Source organism: Actinoplanes derwentensis (assembly GCF_900104725.1).
Lineage (GTDB): Bacteria > Actinomycetota > Actinomycetes > Mycobacteriales > Micromonosporaceae > Actinoplanes > Actinoplanes derwentensis.
Genome location: NZ_LT629758.1, coordinates 10,543,918 through 10,561,805, shown reverse-complemented (window position 1 = coordinate 10,561,805; position 17,888 = coordinate 10,543,918). Strand labels below are relative to the sequence as shown.

12 protein-coding genes are annotated in these 17,888 nt (G+C 70.6%); 10 read left to right on the top strand and 2 right to left on the bottom strand.

Annotated features, from left to right (window positions below):
- Nucleotides 1-120 precede the first annotated feature (120 nt).
- The 10 genes from BLU81_RS47125 to BLU81_RS47080 all read left to right on the top strand — a co-directional run bounded on the left by BLU81_RS47125 (nucleotide 121) and on the right by BLU81_RS47080 (nucleotide 16,412).
- Nucleotides 121-780: a hemerythrin domain-containing protein gene (locus tag BLU81_RS47125; protein ID WP_197686080.1), complete on the top strand. Its 660-nt coding sequence runs from the start codon at nucleotides 121-123 to the stop codon at nucleotides 778-780.
- Nucleotides 777-1,517 (top strand): AfsR/SARP family transcriptional regulator, encoded by a 741-nt coding sequence (locus BLU81_RS47120; protein ID WP_172890769.1) that lies wholly within the window; start codon nucleotides 777-779, stop codon nucleotides 1,515-1,517. The genes BLU81_RS47125 and BLU81_RS47120 overlap by 4 nt, the downstream gene beginning before the upstream one ends.
- Before the next feature lie 206 nt (nucleotides 1,518-1,723).
- Nucleotides 1,724-4,582, top strand: a complete 2,859-nt coding sequence (locus BLU81_RS47115) for an AfsR/SARP family transcriptional regulator (RefSeq protein WP_172890767.1) — start codon at nucleotides 1,724-1,726, stop codon at nucleotides 4,580-4,582.
- Nucleotides 4,579-7,383, top strand: a complete 2,805-nt coding sequence (locus BLU81_RS47110) for an AfsR/SARP family transcriptional regulator (protein ID WP_092556253.1) — start codon at nucleotides 4,579-4,581, stop codon at nucleotides 7,381-7,383. Before BLU81_RS47115 ends, BLU81_RS47110 begins: the two co-directional genes overlap by 4 nt.
- A gap of 151 nt (nucleotides 7,384-7,534) precedes the next feature.
- Nucleotides 7,535-10,021, top strand: a complete 2,487-nt coding sequence (locus BLU81_RS47105) for an alpha-L-arabinofuranosidase C-terminal domain-containing protein (protein WP_092556251.1) — start codon at nucleotides 7,535-7,537, stop codon at nucleotides 10,019-10,021.
- An 11-nt stretch (nucleotides 10,022-10,032) separates the two neighbouring features.
- Complete coding sequence (locus tag BLU81_RS47100) at nucleotides 10,033-11,433, top strand: family 43 glycosylhydrolase (protein ID WP_092556249.1); 1,401 nt, start codon at nucleotides 10,033-10,035, stop codon at nucleotides 11,431-11,433.
- A gap of 93 nt (nucleotides 11,434-11,526) precedes the next feature.
- Entirely contained in the window at nucleotides 11,527-11,967 is a 441-nt protein-coding gene (locus BLU81_RS47095; RefSeq protein ID WP_092556247.1) for an RrF2 family transcriptional regulator, read from the top strand.
- A 23-nt stretch (nucleotides 11,968-11,990) separates the two neighbouring features.
- Nucleotides 11,991-13,211: a globin domain-containing protein gene (locus BLU81_RS47090; RefSeq protein ID WP_092556245.1), complete on the top strand. Its 1,221-nt coding sequence runs from the start codon at nucleotides 11,991-11,993 to the stop codon at nucleotides 13,209-13,211.
- A gap of 37 nt (nucleotides 13,212-13,248) precedes the next feature.
- On the top strand, nucleotides 13,249-14,691 hold the full coding sequence (locus tag BLU81_RS47085) for a PAS domain-containing protein (RefSeq protein ID WP_172890766.1): 1,443 nt from the start codon (nucleotides 13,249-13,251) through the stop codon (nucleotides 14,689-14,691).
- A gap of 2 nt (nucleotides 14,692-14,693) precedes the next feature.
- Nucleotides 14,694-16,412 carry a putative bifunctional diguanylate cyclase/phosphodiesterase gene (locus BLU81_RS47080; protein WP_231954909.1) on the top strand — a complete coding sequence of 573 codons (1,719 nt, stop codon included), beginning with the start codon at nucleotides 14,694-14,696 and terminating at the stop codon, nucleotides 16,410-16,412.
- 67 nt (nucleotides 16,413-16,479) lie between these two features.
- Here the strand turns inward: BLU81_RS47080 and BLU81_RS47075 are convergent, their stop codons facing one another.
- A complete protein-coding gene (locus BLU81_RS47075; protein ID WP_269460973.1) occupies nucleotides 16,480-16,980 on the bottom strand; it encodes an SUKH-4 family immunity protein in 501 nt (166 codons plus the stop codon).
- 37 nt (nucleotides 16,981-17,017) lie between these two features.
- Nucleotides 17,018-17,872 (bottom strand): hypothetical protein, encoded by an 855-nt coding sequence (locus tag BLU81_RS47070; RefSeq protein ID WP_092556237.1) that lies wholly within the window; start codon nucleotides 17,870-17,872, stop codon nucleotides 17,018-17,020.
- Nucleotides 17,873-17,888 lie beyond the last annotated feature (16 nt).

The following is a 17,888-nucleotide window of genomic DNA, read 5'->3' as shown; positions in this document are numbered from 1 at the left end:
CCCTTCTGAGGTGGCACTCACGTGAACGTGGAGTGAACGTCACTTTTGCAAGTCGTCGGCAAGTGGGCCCGGTGAGACTGGCCGATCGTAAGAGCCACGGAACCACCTAGGAGTAACGCTGTGCCCGTCACGACCACCCCGTACACCCGCGAGATGGTGATGATCCACCGGGTGTTCCGTCGCGAGGCCGCCCAGTTGCTGCGCTTCGTCAGCGCGGCCGAAGCCGGGGACGTCGCCCGCGCCCGCCGGCTGGCCCGATGGGTCCGCGAGTACATCGGAGGACTGCACCACCACCACGCCTGCGAGGACGAACTGATCTGGCCGCTGCTGCACCAGCGGGCCCGCCTGCACAGCGAACTGGTGGACCGGATGGAGATGCAGCACCAGGCGCTCGACGCGACCCTCGCCGAAGTCGAACGGCGGCTCAGCCGCTGGGAGGAGGCGGCCGACGAGGACGACCGGACCGCCCTCGCCGACGCGGTCGCCGATCATCAGGAGGTGCTGCTGGAACACCTCTACGACGAGGAGGACCTGGTCATGCCGATGGTCGAGGAGCACCTGACCGAGGCGGAATGGGAGCGGGTCGGCCGGGCCGGGCTGGAGAACCTGCCGAAGGAGAAGGTGTTCCTGGCCCTCGGCGCGATCCTGGAGGACGCCACCGACGACGAGCGGGCCTTCTTCCTGGCCAAGGTGCCGCCGGCCGGCCGTCTGCTGTGGAAGCTGGTCGGGCAGCGGCAGTACCGCCGTCAGATGTCCGCGCTGCGGGGCGGGGTCGCGTGATCAGCTTCGCGCTACTGGGCCCGGTGCGGGCCCGGCGGGACGGGGTCGAGTTCCTGCTCGGTTCGCCGCAGCAGCGCACCACCCTGGCCGTGCTGCTGCTGCGGGAGGGCCTGCTCACCACCATGGACGAGCTGGTCGACGCGATCTGGCCGGACGGCCCGCCACCGGCCGCGGTGGCGACGGTCCGCACCTACCTGTCCCGGCTGCGGCGGCTCTTCCCCACGAACTGCGGGGTTCGCATCGACTGGATCGGCGGCGGTTACGTACTGACCGCCCCGCCCGGCTCGATCGACGTGCACCTGTTCCACCGGCACACCACCCGGGCCGCCGAAGCCCGCCGCGACGGCCATACCCGGGAGGCGGCCGCCGAGTTGCGGGCCGCGGTGAACCTGCATCGGGGCACTCCCCTGGCCGGCGCGGCCGGCGGTTACGTGGAGGGCCAGCGCGCCCGGCTCGCCGAACTGTGCCGGGGCGCCGCGTTCGACCTGGTGGACCTGACCGTCGAACTGGGCGGTTACGCCGAGGCGATCGCCGACCTGCGGGCCATGGTCGCCGAGGATCCGCTGCGGGAGCGCTGCCATCTGCTGCTGATGACGGCGCTCTACCGGGGCGGGCGGCAGGCCGACGCGCTCGCGCACTACCGGCAGGTGCGGCGCACCCTCGCCGACGAGCTGGGCATCGAGCCCACTCCCGAACTGCAGCGGCTGCACCAGCGGATTCTCCAGGGTGTGAGTTAGCGGAGTGACGGCCGGGTTCCCCACGAACCCGGCCGTCGCCGTCCCCGCTCCATTTACCGGCCCACCCGTGGACATTCGATTGACGATCGAGTGTCACGTTCCCGACGGTGTCCGTTCCGGAAACGTGAACGAGGCCGCCATGCGCCTAAGATCGCCGAGCGCGGTGACACTGCGCTATGTCCTCGCCCGAGTGGAGGGACCGGCGGATGCCTGCCGAAGAACTGTCGAGTCGCATGGCTGTCCGGGTGCTGGGATCGCTGGAGGTCTCGGTCGCCGGGACACCCGTCTCACTGGGCGGACCACAGCAGCGGGCGGTACTGGCCATGCTCGTGGCGGCCGGCGGGCGGGCCGTGCCGGCCGGGCGGATCGTCGAGCGGCTCTGGGGTGGCGCACCGCCGCCACAGCCGCTGGTCTCGTTGCAGGCGTACATCTCCCGGTTACGCAAGGTGATCGAACCGGAGCGTGCGCCACGCGGCGAGGCGTCCGTTCTGGTGCTGGAGCCCGCCGGGTACGCCCTGCGCCTGCCCGTGGACGCCGTCGACGCCTGGTGCCTGGAACGTGAGGTGGCCGCCGCCGAGAGCCAGTCGGCGGACGCGGCCCTGGACACGCTGCGGACGGCCCTGGCGCGCTGGCGGGGCCGGCCGTTCGAGCAGTTCGAGAACGAGCCGTGGGCGCGGCCGGAGATCGACCGGCTGTGCGAGGTGCGGCTGGCCGGACGGCGGCGCACGATCGTCTGCCTGCTGAGGCTCGGGCACACCGGGGACGCCTGCCTGGCCGCCCAGGGACTGGCCGAGGCGAATCCGGCACGTGGCGACCTGTGGTGGCTGTACGCGCTCGGCCTGTGGGCGGCACACCGGTCGGCGGAGGCCCTCGACACGATCCGCCGGTACCGCCGGCTCGCCGGAGCCTCGTCGGCCGAGCTGGCCGAGCTGGAGCGGGCGATCCTGGAGCAGCGCCGGGACGTCCTGGAACGGCACCTGCGCTTCGGCGAGACCGGCGGCGAGACCGAACCGGCGACCGGAGCGGCCGGCCGGCCCGCCCAGTTGCCACGGGAACCGGAAGCCTTCGCGGCCCGGAAGGCGGAGCTGGCCGAGCTGGACCGGCAGGAGGACGGCCTGGTGGTGATCACCGGGCCGGGCGGCGTCGGCAAGACCACCCTCGCGGTCCGCTGGGCACACCGGGTGGCCGGCCGCTATCCGGACGGGCAGCTCTACGCCGACCTGCGCGGTTTCGGCCCGGAGGACACCCCGGCCGCCCCGGCGGACGTGCTCGCCGGTTTCCTCGGCGCGCTGGGGGTGCCGAACCAGCGGGTGCCACCGGGCCAGGCGGAACGGGCCGCGCTGCTGCGCAGTGTGCTGGCCGGCCGCCGGATGCTGCTGGTCCTCGACAACGCCCGTGACACCGAGCAGGTCCGGCCGCTGCTGCCCGGAACCGCCGGCTGCGCGGTCGTGGTGACCAGCCGGGACACCCTGGGCGGCCTGATCGTCGCGGAGGGCGCGTTCCCGGTGCGTCTCGGCGGCTTCCGCGACGACGAGGCGCGCGCCTTTCTGCGGGCCCGGCTCGGTGCGGCCGCGGCCGACGCGGATCCGGCGGCCACCGCGACGATCGTGGCCCGGTGCGGCGGGCTGCCGCTGGCACTGGCCGTGGTCTGCGCCCGGGCCGAGGGCCGCCCGCTCGCCGCGGTGGCCGCCGAACTGGCCGACGACGACGGGCTGGACGCCTTCACCGGTTCCGGCTACGACCTGCGGGCCGTCTTCTCCTGGTCCTACCGGCGGCTGCCGGCGGCCGCGGCGGCCCTGTTCCGGCGGCTGGCGCTGCATCCCGGCCCGGACGTGGCGCTGAACGCGGCAGCCGGGGTCAGTGGCCTGTCCCGGGGCGGCACCCGGGCGCTGTTACGGTCGCTGGCCGACGCGCACCTGCTGCAGGAGCGGGAGCCGGGCCGGTTCGCCTTCCACGACCTGGTGCGGGGCTGGGCGGTGGAGGTGGCGGAGCGGGAGGACCCGGTGGACGTACACCAGGGGGTGCTCCGTGGTCTGGTCGAGTATCACCTGCACTCGGCGGACAACGCGGTGAACACGTTCCTGACGTTCGCCCGGCCGGACCGGGTCGGCGCGGCCCCGGACGGCATCGTGGTGGAACAGTTCGACGACGCCGCCGCCGCGCTGGCGTGGATGGCCGGCGCGTACGAGAACGTGATGGCTCTCGCCGCGGCCTGCGAACAACCCTGGGGCGAACGCTATCTGGGGCCGCTGGTCTGGACCCTGATGCCGTACCAGCAGGACTTCCGGTTCCTCGTGGACGACTCGATCGGCCTGTGCCTGCGGGCTCTCCCGGTGGCCGAGCGGACCGGCGACGACTGGCTGACGCGGTATCTGCTGTTCATGCTGGGGCGGGCGTACCTCTGGCTCAACGAGATGGCCCAGGCCCGGGTGTACCTGAACCGGGTCATCCGGTCGGCCCGCTCCTCGGGTATCCCGATCAATCTCGCGCAGGGGCTGATCGCCCTGGTCACCGCGATCACCGGCTACATCGGCACGCCGTCGCGGGAGTCGGTCCGCCAGGCGCATCCGCACGCCGTGGAGGCGCTGGAGACGTACCGGCTGGTGCTCAGCGACCCGGTCCGGGGAGTGACCGCGCAGATCGGCGAGGCCCGTTGTCTGCTGACGATCGCCTGGTGGCACTTCTACTTCGGCGACGGGTACGACGCGGCGGCGAAACTGCTCGACCAGAGCCTGGAGACGCAACTGCGGAAGGACAACGGTCAGCACGCCGCCGAGGCTCTGCTGCACATCGGCTATCTGCGGCACGAGTCCGGCGAGCAGGCCGGTGCGGCCGAGGCGTTCCAGCGGGTGCTCGACGAGCACGGTGACGTGGCCGAGCACCGGATGGACCCGCTGATCGGCCTCTATCTGGTGCACACGGCGACCGGTGACCGGGCGGCCGCGGAACGGGTCCGGTCCGAGGCGTCCCGGCTGGCCGAGTCGGCCCGCTATCACGACGTCGAGCGGCTGCGGACGGTCCTCGGAACGACCGGAGAACCAGGGACGACCGGGACGCGGGCGTGATCGAGATACGGGTGCTGGGCCCGTTGCAGGTGCTGGTCGACGGGGTGCCGGTGGCGGTCGGCGGGCCACGGCAGCGGGCTCTGCTGGCCATGCTGGTGGCGGCGCGCGGGCGGGCCGTCGCCGTCGACCGGCTGGTCGGTCAACTGTGGGAGTCCGGGCCGCCGCCGCGGGCGGTCAGCTCGCTCCAGGCGTACGTCTCCCGGCTCCGCAAGCTGCTGGAACCCCGGCGCGCACCGCGCGGGGCGGCAAGCGTCCTGGCCGGCGATGCCGTCGGGTACACACTGAACCTGCCGGACAGCGCCGTGGACGCGTGGTGCCTGGAACGGGAGGTGCACAGCGTCCAGGAGCAGGCCCGCGAACTGACCACCGCGCAAGCCCTGGAGATCCTGCGGCGGGCTCTGGGCCGGTGGCGCGGCGAGCCGTACGGCGAGTTCGCCGGCCGGGTGTGGGCGCAGGGCGAGGTGACCCGGCTGCGGGAGGCGCGGCTGGTCGGCCGGCAGCGCGCGATCGCCTGCGAGCTGAAACTCGGCTACACCGAGGACGGGGTGCGGGCCGCGTGGGAGCTGGCCGAGGCGCACCCGCAGCGGGGTGTGTCGTGGTGGCTCTACGCGCTCGGGCTGTGGGCGGCGCAGCGGCCCGGCGACGCCCTCGAAGCGTTACGCCGGCACCGCCGGGTGCTCGCCGACGAACTGGGCCTCGACCCGGAACCCGCACTGACCGATTTGGAGCAGGCCCTCGCCGGGCAGCGCCTGGACGTCCTGGAACGGCACCTGCGGTTCGGCGAGGAACCCGAGCCGCTGGTCCGGCCGGCCCAGTTGCCGCGCACGCCCGCGACGTTCGCGGCCCGCGAGGCGGAACTGGCTGAACTGGACCGGCACCCGAACGGGCTGACCGTGATCACCGGGCCGGGCGGCGTCGGCAAGACCACTCTGGCGGTCCGGTGGGCGCACCGGATCGCCGGGCGCTATCCGGACGGCCAGCTCTACGCCGACCTGCGCGGTTTCGGGCCGGACGACGCCCCGTCCGAGCCGGGTGAGGTGCTGCTCAGTTTCCTGACCGCGCTGGGTGTGCCGGACCAGCGGGTGCCGCCGGGTGCGGACGAGCGGACGGCGATGTTCCGCGGTGTACTGGCCGGGCGGCGGATGCTGCTCGTGCTGGACAACGCGCACGACGCCGATCAGGTCCGGCCGCTGCTTCCCGGCACGCCGGGCTGTGCCGTGGTGGTCACCAGCCGCAGCCGCCTGGACGGGCTGGCCGTCGTCGACGGCGCCCGGCCGGTGCCGTTGGACGTGTTCGACGACGACGAGGCCCACGCCTACCTGCGGCGGCGGCTGGGGTCGGCGGCGGTCGACGAGGATCCGGCGGCCACCGCCGCGATCGTGGACCGGTGCGGTGGGCTGCCGCTCGCGCTGGCCCTGGTCTGCGCACGGGCCGGCGGGTTCTCGCTGGCAGGCGTCGCGGGCGAACTGGACGGGGAGGAGGGGCTCGACGCGTTCGCGGTGGCCGGGCACGACCTGCGGACCGTCTTCTCCTGGTCCTACCGGCGGCTGCCCGGCGACGCGGCCGAACTGTTCCGGCGGCTGGCCCGCCATCCCGGCCCGGACTTCGGCCTGAACGCGGCGGTCAGCGTCAGCGGCCGGTCCCGGTCGGCGACCGGGTTGCTGCTGCGCCTGCTGCGCGACGCGCATCTGATCGACGAGCCCACCCCCGGCCGGTACGGGTACCACGACCTGCTGCGTGGTTACGCACGCCGGCTCACCGACCCGGGCGACGATCTGTCCGATGTGCCGCACCGGCTGGTCGAGTATTTCCTGCGCTCGGCCGAGAACGCGGCCGGAGTCTTCTACTTCGTCGAACCGCCGCCGCCCCTGCCCGAGCGGCCCGGGGTACTGCCGGAGGAGTTCACCGATCACGCGGCGGCCGTCGGCTGGCTGGACACCGAGTACCCGAACCTCACCGCGATCACCGATCTGTGCGCCCGGCCGGGGTGGCTCGACGGGCCGGAACGGTATCTGGCCCGGTTCGCGCACACGCTCGCCTGTTATCAGCAGGATCTGCGGCCGTTCCAGGAGGAGTCGATCGCGATGGCCCGCACCGCCCTGACCGGAGCCGGGATCAGCGCCGATCCGTGGTGGACCGGCAATCTGATGTTCGTGATCGGGCGGGGACTGCTGCTGCTCAACCGCCGGGCGGAGGCCCGCGAGCCGCTGGCGCGGATGGTCGAGGTGATGCGCCCGGCCGGTGGCCCGCAACAGCTGGCGATCGGATTGACCGGACTGGCCATCGCGGTCATCGACGGCCTGTGGGACATCCCCACCCGGGATCGGGTCGAGGCTGCCCACCCGTACGCCAGTGAGGCTCTGGAGAATTTCCGCCTGATGGGCGGGGAGGGCGGCGAACGGGCGTCGGCCAGTGTGCTGCCGATGATCGGCTGGCACCACTTCTACCAGCCCGACGGGCGGGAGCGGGCGCTCGGCTGTTTCGCGGAGGCCCTGCGGATCGTGCGCAAGTGGAACGACACCTTCGCCGAGGGCAACACGCTGAACTCGGCGGGCACGCTGCACCGGGCGATCGGGGACTTCCCGGCCGCCGTCGCCTGTTTCGAGGCGGCGCTGGAGTGCTACCACGACATCCGCGAGATGCACATCGATCCTCTGATCGGTCTCTACGCCTGCCATCTGGCCACCGGTGACACGGCGGCCGCGGAGCAGGTCCGCGAGCGGGCTCTGGGTCTGGTCGAGACCGCGCGTTATCCGGACGTCGACCGGTTGGTGAAAGTCTTCGGCGTTAGCGCTGGTTAGCGTTAACAAGAGGGCACTTTACCGGTTGCAGCGCTGCAAGAACATCGACCATCAACTCTTGACAGGCGTGTCGATGTTTGCGTACACATTGCTCAGCCCGTCTACCGGAAACACTTCTGAAACCGTTGCGATTCGCACCGGAGGACCCCTCATGCGCAGAATCCCCTACCGCCTAGCGGGCGCGGCCGCCGTTCTGGTCTCGCTCCCGCTCGCGGTCTCGCCGCCGGTCGCCGCCCACGCGGTCGAACCGGACTACACCATCACGGTGAACCCGGCCGCCACCGGCGCCGCCATCCCCGCATCGATGTACGGCGTCTTCTTCGAGGACATCAACTACGCGGCCGACGGCGGGCTCTACGCCGAACTGGTCCGCAACCGCTCGTTCGAGTTCAACACCACCGACGCGGCCGGCTGGAACGGCCTGACCGGCTGGGCCGCCACCGGATCGGCGGTCGTGACCAACGACGACCAGCGGCTCAACGAGCGCAACCGCAACTATCTGGCAGTGACCGGCACCGCCGCCCTGATCAACTCCGGTTACAACACCGGGCTGGCGGTGAAGAAGTCCGACAAGTACGAGTTCTCGGTCTGGGCACGGTCCGGCGCCGCTGATCTCCAGATCGCGCTCCAGACCGCGGACGGCACCCCGCTCTCCGCCCCGCTGACCGTCGCCGTCACCGGCGATACCTGGAAGAAGTACACCGGCTCACTCAAGGCCACCGCCACCAGCGACGTCGCCCGCCTGTCGGTCAAGACCACCGGAAGCGTGCGCCTCGACGAGATCTCGCTGTTCCCCAAGGACACCTACCGGGGCCGCGCCAACGGCCTGCGCAAGGACCTGGCACAGAAGGTCGCCGACCTGCACCCCGGCTTCGTCCGCTTCCCCGGCGGCTGCCTGGTCAACACCGGCAGCATGTACGCCTACGACGCCGCGAACAACTTCCCCCGGGCCCGCGCCTACCAGTGGAAGGACACCGTCGGGCCGGTCGAGACCCGGGCGACGAACAAGAACTTCTGGGGCTACAACCAGACCTACGGCCTCGGCTACCACGAGTACTTCCAGTTCTCTGAGGACATCGGCGCCATGCCGCTGCCGGTGCTGCCCGCGCTGGTGACCGGTTGTGGTCAGAACCGGGCGACCGTCGACGAGGCGCTGCTGCAGCGGCACATCCAGGACGCGCTGGACCTGATCGAGTACGCGAACGGGCCGGCCACCAGCGTCTGGGGCAAGGTGCGCGCCGCCGCCGGGCACCCGAAGCCGTTCGGGCTGACCACGGTCGCGGTCGGCAACGAGGAGAACCTGCCGAACGAGTACTGGGCGAACTTCCTCAAGTTCGAGTCGGCGATCAAGGCGAAGTACCCGGACATCACGGTGGTCAGCAACTCCGGCCCCGACGACCAGGGCAGCACGTTCGAGAACCTGTGGGCCAAGAACAAGGCGCACGGCTCGGACATGGTCGACGAGCACTACTACAACAGTCCGGCGTGGTTCCTGCAGAACAACAAGCGCTATGACGCGTACGACCGCAGTGGCCCGAAGGTCTTCCTCGGTGAGTACGCGTCACTGGACGCGAAGCTCTACAACTCGCTCGCCGAGGCCGCCTACATGACCGGTCTGGAGCGCAACGCCGACGTGGTGAAGATGGCGTCGTACGCGCCGCTGCTCGCCAACATCGACAACGTGCAGTGGAAACCGGACATGATCTGGTTCGACAACGACGAGTCGTGGGGCTCCACCAGTTACCAGGTGCAGAAACTGTTCATGAACAACGTCGGCGACAAGGTCATCCCGACCACGGCCACCGGCGATGTGCTCCAGCCCAAGCCGATCACCGGCGCGATCGGGCTGTCCACCTGGCGTACCGCAGCGACGTACGACGACGTGAAGGTGACCCGGCCGGACGGCACGGTGCTCTACGGCGACGACTTCAACGACGGGAACGCCGACGGCTGGACCTCGGTGACCAACCGTGGCAACTGGACGGTGAGCAACGGTAGCTACGCGCAGACGACCACCGACACCGAGGACACCATGGTCAAGGCCGCGACCGTCAGCGAGACCGATTACGACTACACGCTGAAGGCCACCAAACAGGCCGGCGCGGAGGGTTTCCTGGTCGCGTTCGGCATCCAGGAGACCGGCCAGTTCTACTGGTGGAACCTGGGCGGCTGGAACAACACCCAGGGCGCGGTCGAGAAGGGCATCACCTCGGCCAAGGAGCAGATCCTGACCAAGCCCAACGTGGTGACCACCGGAAAGACCTACGACCTCAAGATTTCGGTACGGGGAACCAAGGTCACCCTGTTCCTCGACGGCGCCGAATGGGCCTCGTTCGACGACAACGCGGTCACCGAGCCGTTCGCCCAGGTCGTCACCGAGGACACCAAGACCCGCGAGCTGATCGTCAAGGTGGTCAACGCGCAGGACACCCCGGCCGTCACGAAGATCGACCTGGGTGGGCGCAAGGTGGCCCGCACCGCGAAGCAGATCGTGATCACCGGCGACCCGGGCGAGCAGAACACCCGCTCCGCCGAGCCGATCCTGCCGGTCACGTCGACGGTCAGCGGCATCGGCTCGGTCTTCACCCGTGAGTTCCCGGCCAACTCGGTCACCTTCCTGCGCATCAAGACCCGATGAGGAGCCCGCTGATGAACCGACGAACCGTGTTGACGGGCGGCGCCGTGGGTGCCATGGCCGTCGTCCTGCCCGCGGGCGCTTCCGGTGCACCCCACGCCGCTCCGGCGAAGACCGATGCGGAGATCTACGGCGTGCCCACCGTCGATCCTCTGATCAGCCAGCGCGCCGACCCCTGGATCACCAAGCCGGTGAACGGGCAGTACTACTTCACCGGGTCGGTGCCCGAATACGATCGCCTGGTCGTGCGGGGCGCCCCGACCATCGAGGGCCTGGCCGGCGCCGAGGAGAGTGTCATCTGGCGGCGGCCTGCCAGCGGCAGGATGGGCGGCCACATCTGGGCGCCGGAGCTGCACCGGATCGGCGGGCGGTGGTACCTCTACTTCGCCGCCGGTGACGCCGGTGAGGTGTTCCGGATCCGCACCTACGTGATGGAGTCGGCGCTCGACGACCCGCGCGACCCGGCCGGCTGGGTCCTCAAGGGCCAGCTGCTCACCGAGTGGGACGGGTTCACACTCGACGCCACGTCGTTCACCCACAAGGGCCGGCAGTACCTGGTGTGGGCGCAGAGTGAGCCGGAGATCGCGGTCAACACCAGCCTCTACATCGCCGAGATGGCGAACCCGTGGACGCTCAAGACCAAGCCCACCCGGATCGCCACGCCCACGAAGAGCTGGGAGATCATCGGGTACAAGGTCAACGAAGGGCCGGCGGTGCTGATCCGTAACGGTCAGGTGTTCCTGACCTTCTCGGCGAGCGCCACCGACTCCAACTACTGCATGGGGCTGTTGACGGCGTCCGCTTCGGCTGACCTGCTGTCGCGATCCAGCTGGACGAAGCACCCGGATCCGATCTTCACCACGAACGAGGCAACCTCTCGTTTCGGTCCCGGGCACAACTCGTTCACGGTGACTCCCGACGGCACCGACATGCTCGTCTACCACGCGCGGGACTACAAGCAGATCACCGGCGACCCGCTGTACGACCCGAACCGGCACACCCGGGTGCAGAAGCTGTACTGGCACGAGGACGGGACGCCGCTGTTCGGCATCCCGGTCGGGTCCGGCGGGCCGATCGTGCGGCTGTCGCCGGCCGACAAGCCGCGCTCGTTCGTCAAGCACGAGGGCGACCTGGTCCGGACCGCGCACGCGCCCCGCGAGCTGGAGCTGACCCAGTTCCGGTTCATCGCCGGGACCGACGGCACTCCCGCCGAGACGGTCCAGTCGGTCGACCAGCCCACGAAGTACCTGACGGTCAGCGGCACGACGGTGGCGCTGGGCAGCACCGGGACACCGGTCACCCGGATCGCCGCGAGGGGCGGCGTGACCCTGCGGGTGTCGCCCGGCCGGTACATCCTGGTCAAGAACGGACAGCTCACCGTCGGCAACAAGGCCACGGTGTTCCGCCTGAGCTGATCGGATCGTCATCACGGGAGGGGGCCGGGCCCCCTCCCGTGATTTACGCTATAAAACAGGACTTTCAAAATCCTCTTTAGGTACGGTCGTCTCGTGCGACTGAATCGCTCCACCGACATCGGCCTGCGCGTCCTGATGCTCGCCGCCGCCCGCGCCGACGACCTGCTCACCATCGACGAGCTGGCCACCTCCGTCGCGGTGCCCCGCAACCACCTCGCCAAGGTGGTGCAGCGCCTGCAGCACCTCGGTCTGCTGGAGACGGTGCGCGGCCGCAACGGCGGTGTCCGGATCGCCGCCGGAGCCTCGTCCGCCTCGGTCGGCGGCCTGGTCCGCGATCTGGAGGGCGCCTCGGAGGTGGTGGAGTGCGAGGGGGACACCCCCTGCCCGCTCAGCACCGCCGGATGCCGGCTGCGCGGAGCACTGCGTGTCGCACAGGAGGCGTTCTACGTCTCACTCGACCCCGTCACCGTCGGCGAGCTGGCCGCTCCCCCGGTCCGTCAGGTGCTGCTCACCCTCGGCGCCTTCAGCCACTAGCCCCTCGTCCCCTTGGAGGAAAAGTGCTGTCCACATCCAGCGCCCCGATCATCGAGGCCACCCTGCCCGTCGTCGGCGAGCACCTCGAAACGATCTCCGACGTCTTCTACCGGACGATGCTCGGCGAGAACCCGGAGTTGCTGAACCTGTTCAGCCGCAGTGCTCAGGCCACCGGCGAGCAGCGCAGCGCCCTGTCCGGAGCGGTCGCCGCCTACGCCGCCCACCTGATCGGCGCCGGTCCCTCACCGGCCGCGTTCGAGCACATCGTCGAGCGGATCGCCCAGCGGCACTGCGCCCTCGGCATCCGCCCCGAGCAGTACACGATGGTCGGCCGCTACCTGCTCGGCGCCGTCGGCACGGTGCTCGGTGACGCGGTCACCCCGGCCGTCGCCGCCGCCTGGGACGAGGTGTACTGGCTGTTCGCGGCCCGGCTGATCGGCCGGGAAGCGCGGATCTACGCGGAGGCCGGAGTCGACGGCGCCGACCCGTGGCGGGACTACACGGTGATCAGCCGGATCGCCGAAGCACACGACACGGTGTCGTTCGTGCTGGTCCCGGCGGACGGGCGGCCCGCCCCGGACTTCCACCCCGGGCAGTACGTGACGGTCAACGCCGAACTGCCCGGAGCGGGACGGCAGCTCCGGCAGTACTCGCTGTCCCAGGCCGCCACCGGCGGGACGCTGCGGATCACCGTCCGGCGGGTGCGCGGCACCGGCGGGGCCCCCGACGGGATCGTCTCCGGGCATCTGCACGACCACGTGCGGGCCGGTGACGGACTGCGGCTCAGCCGCCCGTACGGCGATCTGACCTTGACCTCCGGCCCCGACCCGCTGCTGCTGATCAGCGCCGGAGTGGGAGTGACCCCGATGGCGGCGATCCTGGAGCACGTGGCCCGGACCCAGCCGACCCGGGAGGTGACCACGGTGCACGCCGACCGCAGTCCGGACCGGCATCCGCTGCGCGCCGACATGACCGGCCACGGTGCCCGGCTTCGTTCGTACCGCAGCGTGTTCTTCTATGAGACGGCGACCACCGAGCCGGGCACCTTCGCCGGCCGGATCGACACCGACCGGATCCCGCTCCACCCGGACGCCGAGATCTACCTGTGCGGGCCGGCGCCGTTCATGCAGGCGGTCCGGGCCGGGCTGCACCGGCGAGGCGTCGCCGACGAGCGGATCCGGTACGAGGTGTTCGGCTCCGAGCAGTGGCGTCCGGCACTCGACACCACCGCCGCCCTGGTCTGACCTCAAGTCGGCCGCCGCCGGGACGATAGAGCGGGGCGTGTTCACCGTCGAAGCCCCTCAGATCAGCGCCCCGCCGGCGGCCGGACTCCGGGAACGGGCGGTGAGCGCCACCGGACTGGCCTACCTGCAGATCGACCGGTCCGGGGTGATCCGGGACTGGAACCCGGCCGCCGAACAGATCTTCGGCTGGACCCGGGACGAGGCCGTCGGGCAGCGTCTCACCGACCTGATCATCCCGGCGGCGCTGCGGTCCGCGCACAGCGCCGGTTTCGCCCGGTACCTGGTCAACGGCGAGAGCGACATGGTCGGCCACCCGGTCGAAGTGCCCGCGACCCATCGGAACGGCTCCGAACTACGCCTGTCGATGACCATCGACCCGCTCGGTGAACAGGGCTTCTTCGCGTTCGTCACCGACCGGACCGACGGGCACCGCGCCCAACTGGAACTCCAGCGCAGCAACACCCTGATCAACGCGATCCTGCAGCACACCACCGCGATCATCTCGGCGAAGGACCTGGACGGCAACTACCTGTTCGTCAACGGCGAGTACGAGCGGGTCTTCCAGGTCACCGCCGTCGACATGGTCGGGCGCAGTGAGGCCGACCTGCTGTCGGCGCCGGCCGCCGCGATCGGGCGCACCCACGATCAGGACGTCGCCGAGACCGGAACCGCCAAGACGGTCCTCGAGGAGATCCCGTTCGGCGACGAGATCCGCCAGTACGTGGTCACCCGGGTTCCGCTGACCGACCCGGACGGCTCGGTCTACGGGGTCTGCACGATCGGCATCGACGACACCGGGCGGCGGCGCAGCGAGGCCACCATCGCCGACGGCGAACGGCTCTTCCGGGCCACCGTCGACAACGCGCCCGGCATGCTCTACCAGTTCCGGATGGAGACGACCGGGGAGACCTCGTTCACCTTCGTCTCCAACGGCAGCCGTGACATCTACCAGGTCGAACCGGAGGAGATCATCGCCTCCGGCGGCAACGTCCTGAGCACCATCGCGGTCGAGGACCTGGAGACGTACACCGCCAGCGTGCTGCGGTCCGCCGAGACCCTGGAACCGTGGGACTGGCGCGGCAGCGTCGTGCGCCGGGACGGCTCCCGCCGCTGGCTCTACGGGGCGGCCCGCCCGCACCGGGAACCCGGCGGCGCCACCGTCTGGGACGGCATGCTGCTCGACCGCACCCGCGAACGGCACACCGAACTCGACCTGGAAGCCGTCCGCGGAGACCTGGCCGACCTGGTGGAACGTCTCGCCGTACTCTCCGTCACGGCTCCGGCCGGACCCACCCCGGCGCCGGCGCTCGCCGCGCTGGTGGCCGAGAAGGATCAGGAGGCGCTGGCCGCCCTGTGGCAGTCGGCGGTCCGCGGCGAACGGGCCGACGGTGTCCTCACCGATCGTCTGCTCGTCCGGTTGCGGCCCCGGAGCGACCAGTCGATCAGCGTGTCCTGCTTCCGGCTGGACGACTGCGCGTGACCATGTCCACCGGGCCGCGTCTGCCCCGCAAACTCGGCGAGATCGGCGTCCCGACGACCCCGATCCCGGCGGACACCCCGATCGGTGACGTCGAGAGCATCCTGGCCGCCGACGCCCTGGTGCCCGGCGTCATCGTCACCACCGGCTCTTCGGTGGCCGGCTCCTCGGTGGCCGGTGGCGGCTTTCGGCTGCTGAGCCGGGCGGTGGTGGACCGCTTCCGCTCCACCACCGCTGATCCGTCCGTCACCGTCTGCCAGGTGGCCGGGGCCGCCACCCTGGAACTGGCCGCCGACACCGACATCGACGTGGCCGCCGAGGCCGCGCTGGCCCGGCCCGCGGCGGAACGGGAGGAACCGGTGCTGGTGTGCTGGCCGGACGGCCGGTACGGCATCGCCCCGATCGTCGACCTGCTCGCCGCGATGGCCGGCCGGTTCGCCCGGCTGTCCCGGACCGACCCGCTCACCGGGCTGCCGAACCGGTCCACCGCCCAGGCCGAAGGACAGCGCCGGCTGGACGACGGCACCCTGACCGTCGTCGTCCACCTGGGACTGGACCGCTTCCAGGACGCCAACGACGTGCTCGGCCACCACGGCGCCGACACCCTGCTCAGCCTGGTCGCCGGCACGCTGCGGTCGGCCACCGGCACCGGCAACCTGGCCGCCCGTCTCGACGGCGACCAGTTCGTGGTGCTGCTCTCCGAACTGCCGCCCGGCCAGACCCCGCAGAGTGTCGGCCGCCGCCTGGCCGCCGGCATCCGCGGCCCGCACCCGGTCGACGGCCTGCCGATCAGCGTCGAGGCGAGCATCGGTATCAGCCACGCCGACCACCACGACGTCACGGTGCTGATGCGCCGGGCGGCCGCCGCCATGCGCCGGGCCAAGTTCGACCGCACCGGGGTCGTCGAGTGGACCCCGAACCTGGACACCAACCAGCGTGTCGACCTGCGCCAGCTGACTGAACTCCGGGCCGGGCTGCGCTCCGGCCACCTGCGCCTGCACTACCAGCCGCTGCACGACGCGAAGACCCGGCGCATCCACGGCGCCGAGGCACTGGTCCGCTGGCAGCACCCGCAACGCGGCCTGCTTCCGCCGGGTGTCTTCCTACCCGACGCGGAACGCTCCGACGTGATCCTCGAACTCACCGACTGGGTGCTGGCCGAAGCCCTGCACCAGGCGTCGGTGTGGCAGGCGGCCGGTCACCACATCCCGGTGTCGGTGAACCTGCCACCGGCGTACCTGGCCCAGGACCGCGCCGTCGGCACCATCCTGACCCTGCTCGACCTCGAACAGGTCCCGGCGACGATGCTGACCGTGGAGATCACCGAGACGGCGGTCCTGACCCGTCCGGAACAGGTGGCGGCCCAGCTCACCGAACTGCGGGCCCGGGGTGTCCGGGTGGCGATCGACGACTTCGGCACCGGTTACACCTCACTCGGCCTGCTCCCGGAACTCCCCATCGACGAACTGAAGATCGACCGCTCCTTCGTGATCCGCATGCACGACTCGGTGGCCCACGCGACGATCATCGACTCGGTGATCGCGATAGCCCGCTCCCTGGGCATGACCGTGGTAGCCGAAGGCGTCGAGGACGAACCCACCGCCGCCGACCTGACCACCGCCGGCGTCGACCTGCTCCAGGGCTTCGGCCTGAACCGCCCCAAGCCCCCCGAATTCCTTCCCGGCCTGCTCAGCGCGTCAGGCGCCGCCTACGCGACGCCTTAGCAACGAGCTCACCGTCGACGTAGGCGAATCGTTCCGGAGCCGCTCATGATCCTCGGACAGGCGCTCTTCACTCCGGCGCCAGGACTCCGAGTTCGACTTCCTCGAAAACCCTCGACCACCAGGACTCCTCGTCGTCGAACATCTCCGGATCGGCTTGCCGGGCGCGCCGTAGAACGTCCTCGACAAGTCCCTCGTAGGCGTCGTCGTCCTCGTGGACCCCGGACCCGATGAACTCGTCCCACAAAGCGAGTAGCGCCTGCAACGCCGTCACCGACGTATTGATCCGGGCGACTCTCTGCGGAACGTCGTCGTAACCGAACAGCATCCACACCGTCCCGTCCCGCAAGCTCACCCAATAGGTGTTGACGCCGTCCTCGTACTGCCCCAGGAAGGCCGCGCTCCCACACCCGTCGAGACTTCTCGACTCCAACTCCCGAGTGGAGTTCCGGACGAACAGCTTGCGCTCGTCGACCGGAAGCCCCGGACTGATCAACGCGGATGCGGCGCGCTGTTCCAACCCGGCTCCTCCTACTGCGGATTCGCTATAAGGAAGCCATTCAGAAGTCATCCGCCCCACACCCTGACTGCCCCGGCCCGGCTGCGGCTCAACCGGAATCACGTGTCTCGGGCCGCACGGTCTCGCGCGGAGAGGGAACACGGGCGCCGATCGCGTCCAGCTCCTGGACGGCCCATTCCCGGATGATCGGCGGCAGCCAGTCACGCCAGGAGATGAGGTTCAGGTACACCCGTGACCTGGCCTTGTCGATCGCGGCAAATGCTCGCAGGCACCGTCGAGCGCCAGGAAGGTCCTCGTCGGCGTACACGTAACACAGGAACTCTCGTTCCAGCGTCTCCACCGCGTCGTCGAACCGCACACGTGCCAGCACCTCGACGACGTGCCCCCGGTCCGGCACCGGCAGTGACGAATCGAGAAGCTCGCAGAGCACCGGACCGACCTCAGCGACCCCGGCCACGCCCGCCAGGCCGGTGATCGCCTCGAAGTCCGCCCAGCGCTCCCCGGCCGCCAGACGCCGGACCATCGACGGCACCAGGAGCGCGAACTCCGGAGCCGGCATCACCCGCAGCGCCTCCCGGACCACCTCGGCGTCCAGAGGACCTCGAGACAGCACACTGACCAGAGACGCCACGGCACGATCGATCTCCGCGGGGCCCGCGACCTCCCCGTCGAAGGCCGGCGGGTCACCGCCCTGCCCGGGCCAGGGCGAGGCGATACGACCGGCCCGGATCAGAGCGCGTGACTCACGGCTGTTGCGGTAGGCCAACGGAATGACGGTCAGGGGAAGCTCTTCACCGGTCGACTTCGACCGGACCCGCACCACCTGCGTGTTACGCGGACCGGGCCCGTGCGCCATCCAGTCACTCAGCGGAAACTCCCCCTGCCCGTAGGAATGCTCAACGATTATCAGCAGGTCATCCGGATCTTCGATTCGGCCATCCACATGAATAATCCTACGT

Excerpts from the sequence above, each read along its gene's own strand:
- BLU81_RS47100 (WP_092556249.1), top strand. The coding sequence starts at position 10,033 with ATGAACCGACGAACCGTGTTGACGGGCGGCGCCGTGGGTGCCATGGCC.
- BLU81_RS47115 (WP_172890767.1), top strand. The coding sequence starts at position 1,724 with ATGCCTGCCGAAGAACTGTCGAGTCGCATGGCTGTCCGGGTGCTGGGA.
- BLU81_RS47105 (WP_092556251.1), top strand. The coding sequence starts at position 7,535 with ATGCGCAGAATCCCCTACCGCCTAGCGGGCGCGGCCGCCGTTCTGGTC.
- BLU81_RS47080 (WP_231954909.1), top strand. The coding sequence starts at position 14,694 with ATGTCCACCGGGCCGCGTCTGCCCCGCAAACTCGGCGAGATCGGCGTC.
- BLU81_RS47075 (WP_269460973.1), bottom strand. The coding sequence starts at position 16,980 with ATGACTTCTGAATGGCTTCCTTATAGCGAATCCGCAGTAGGAGGAGCC.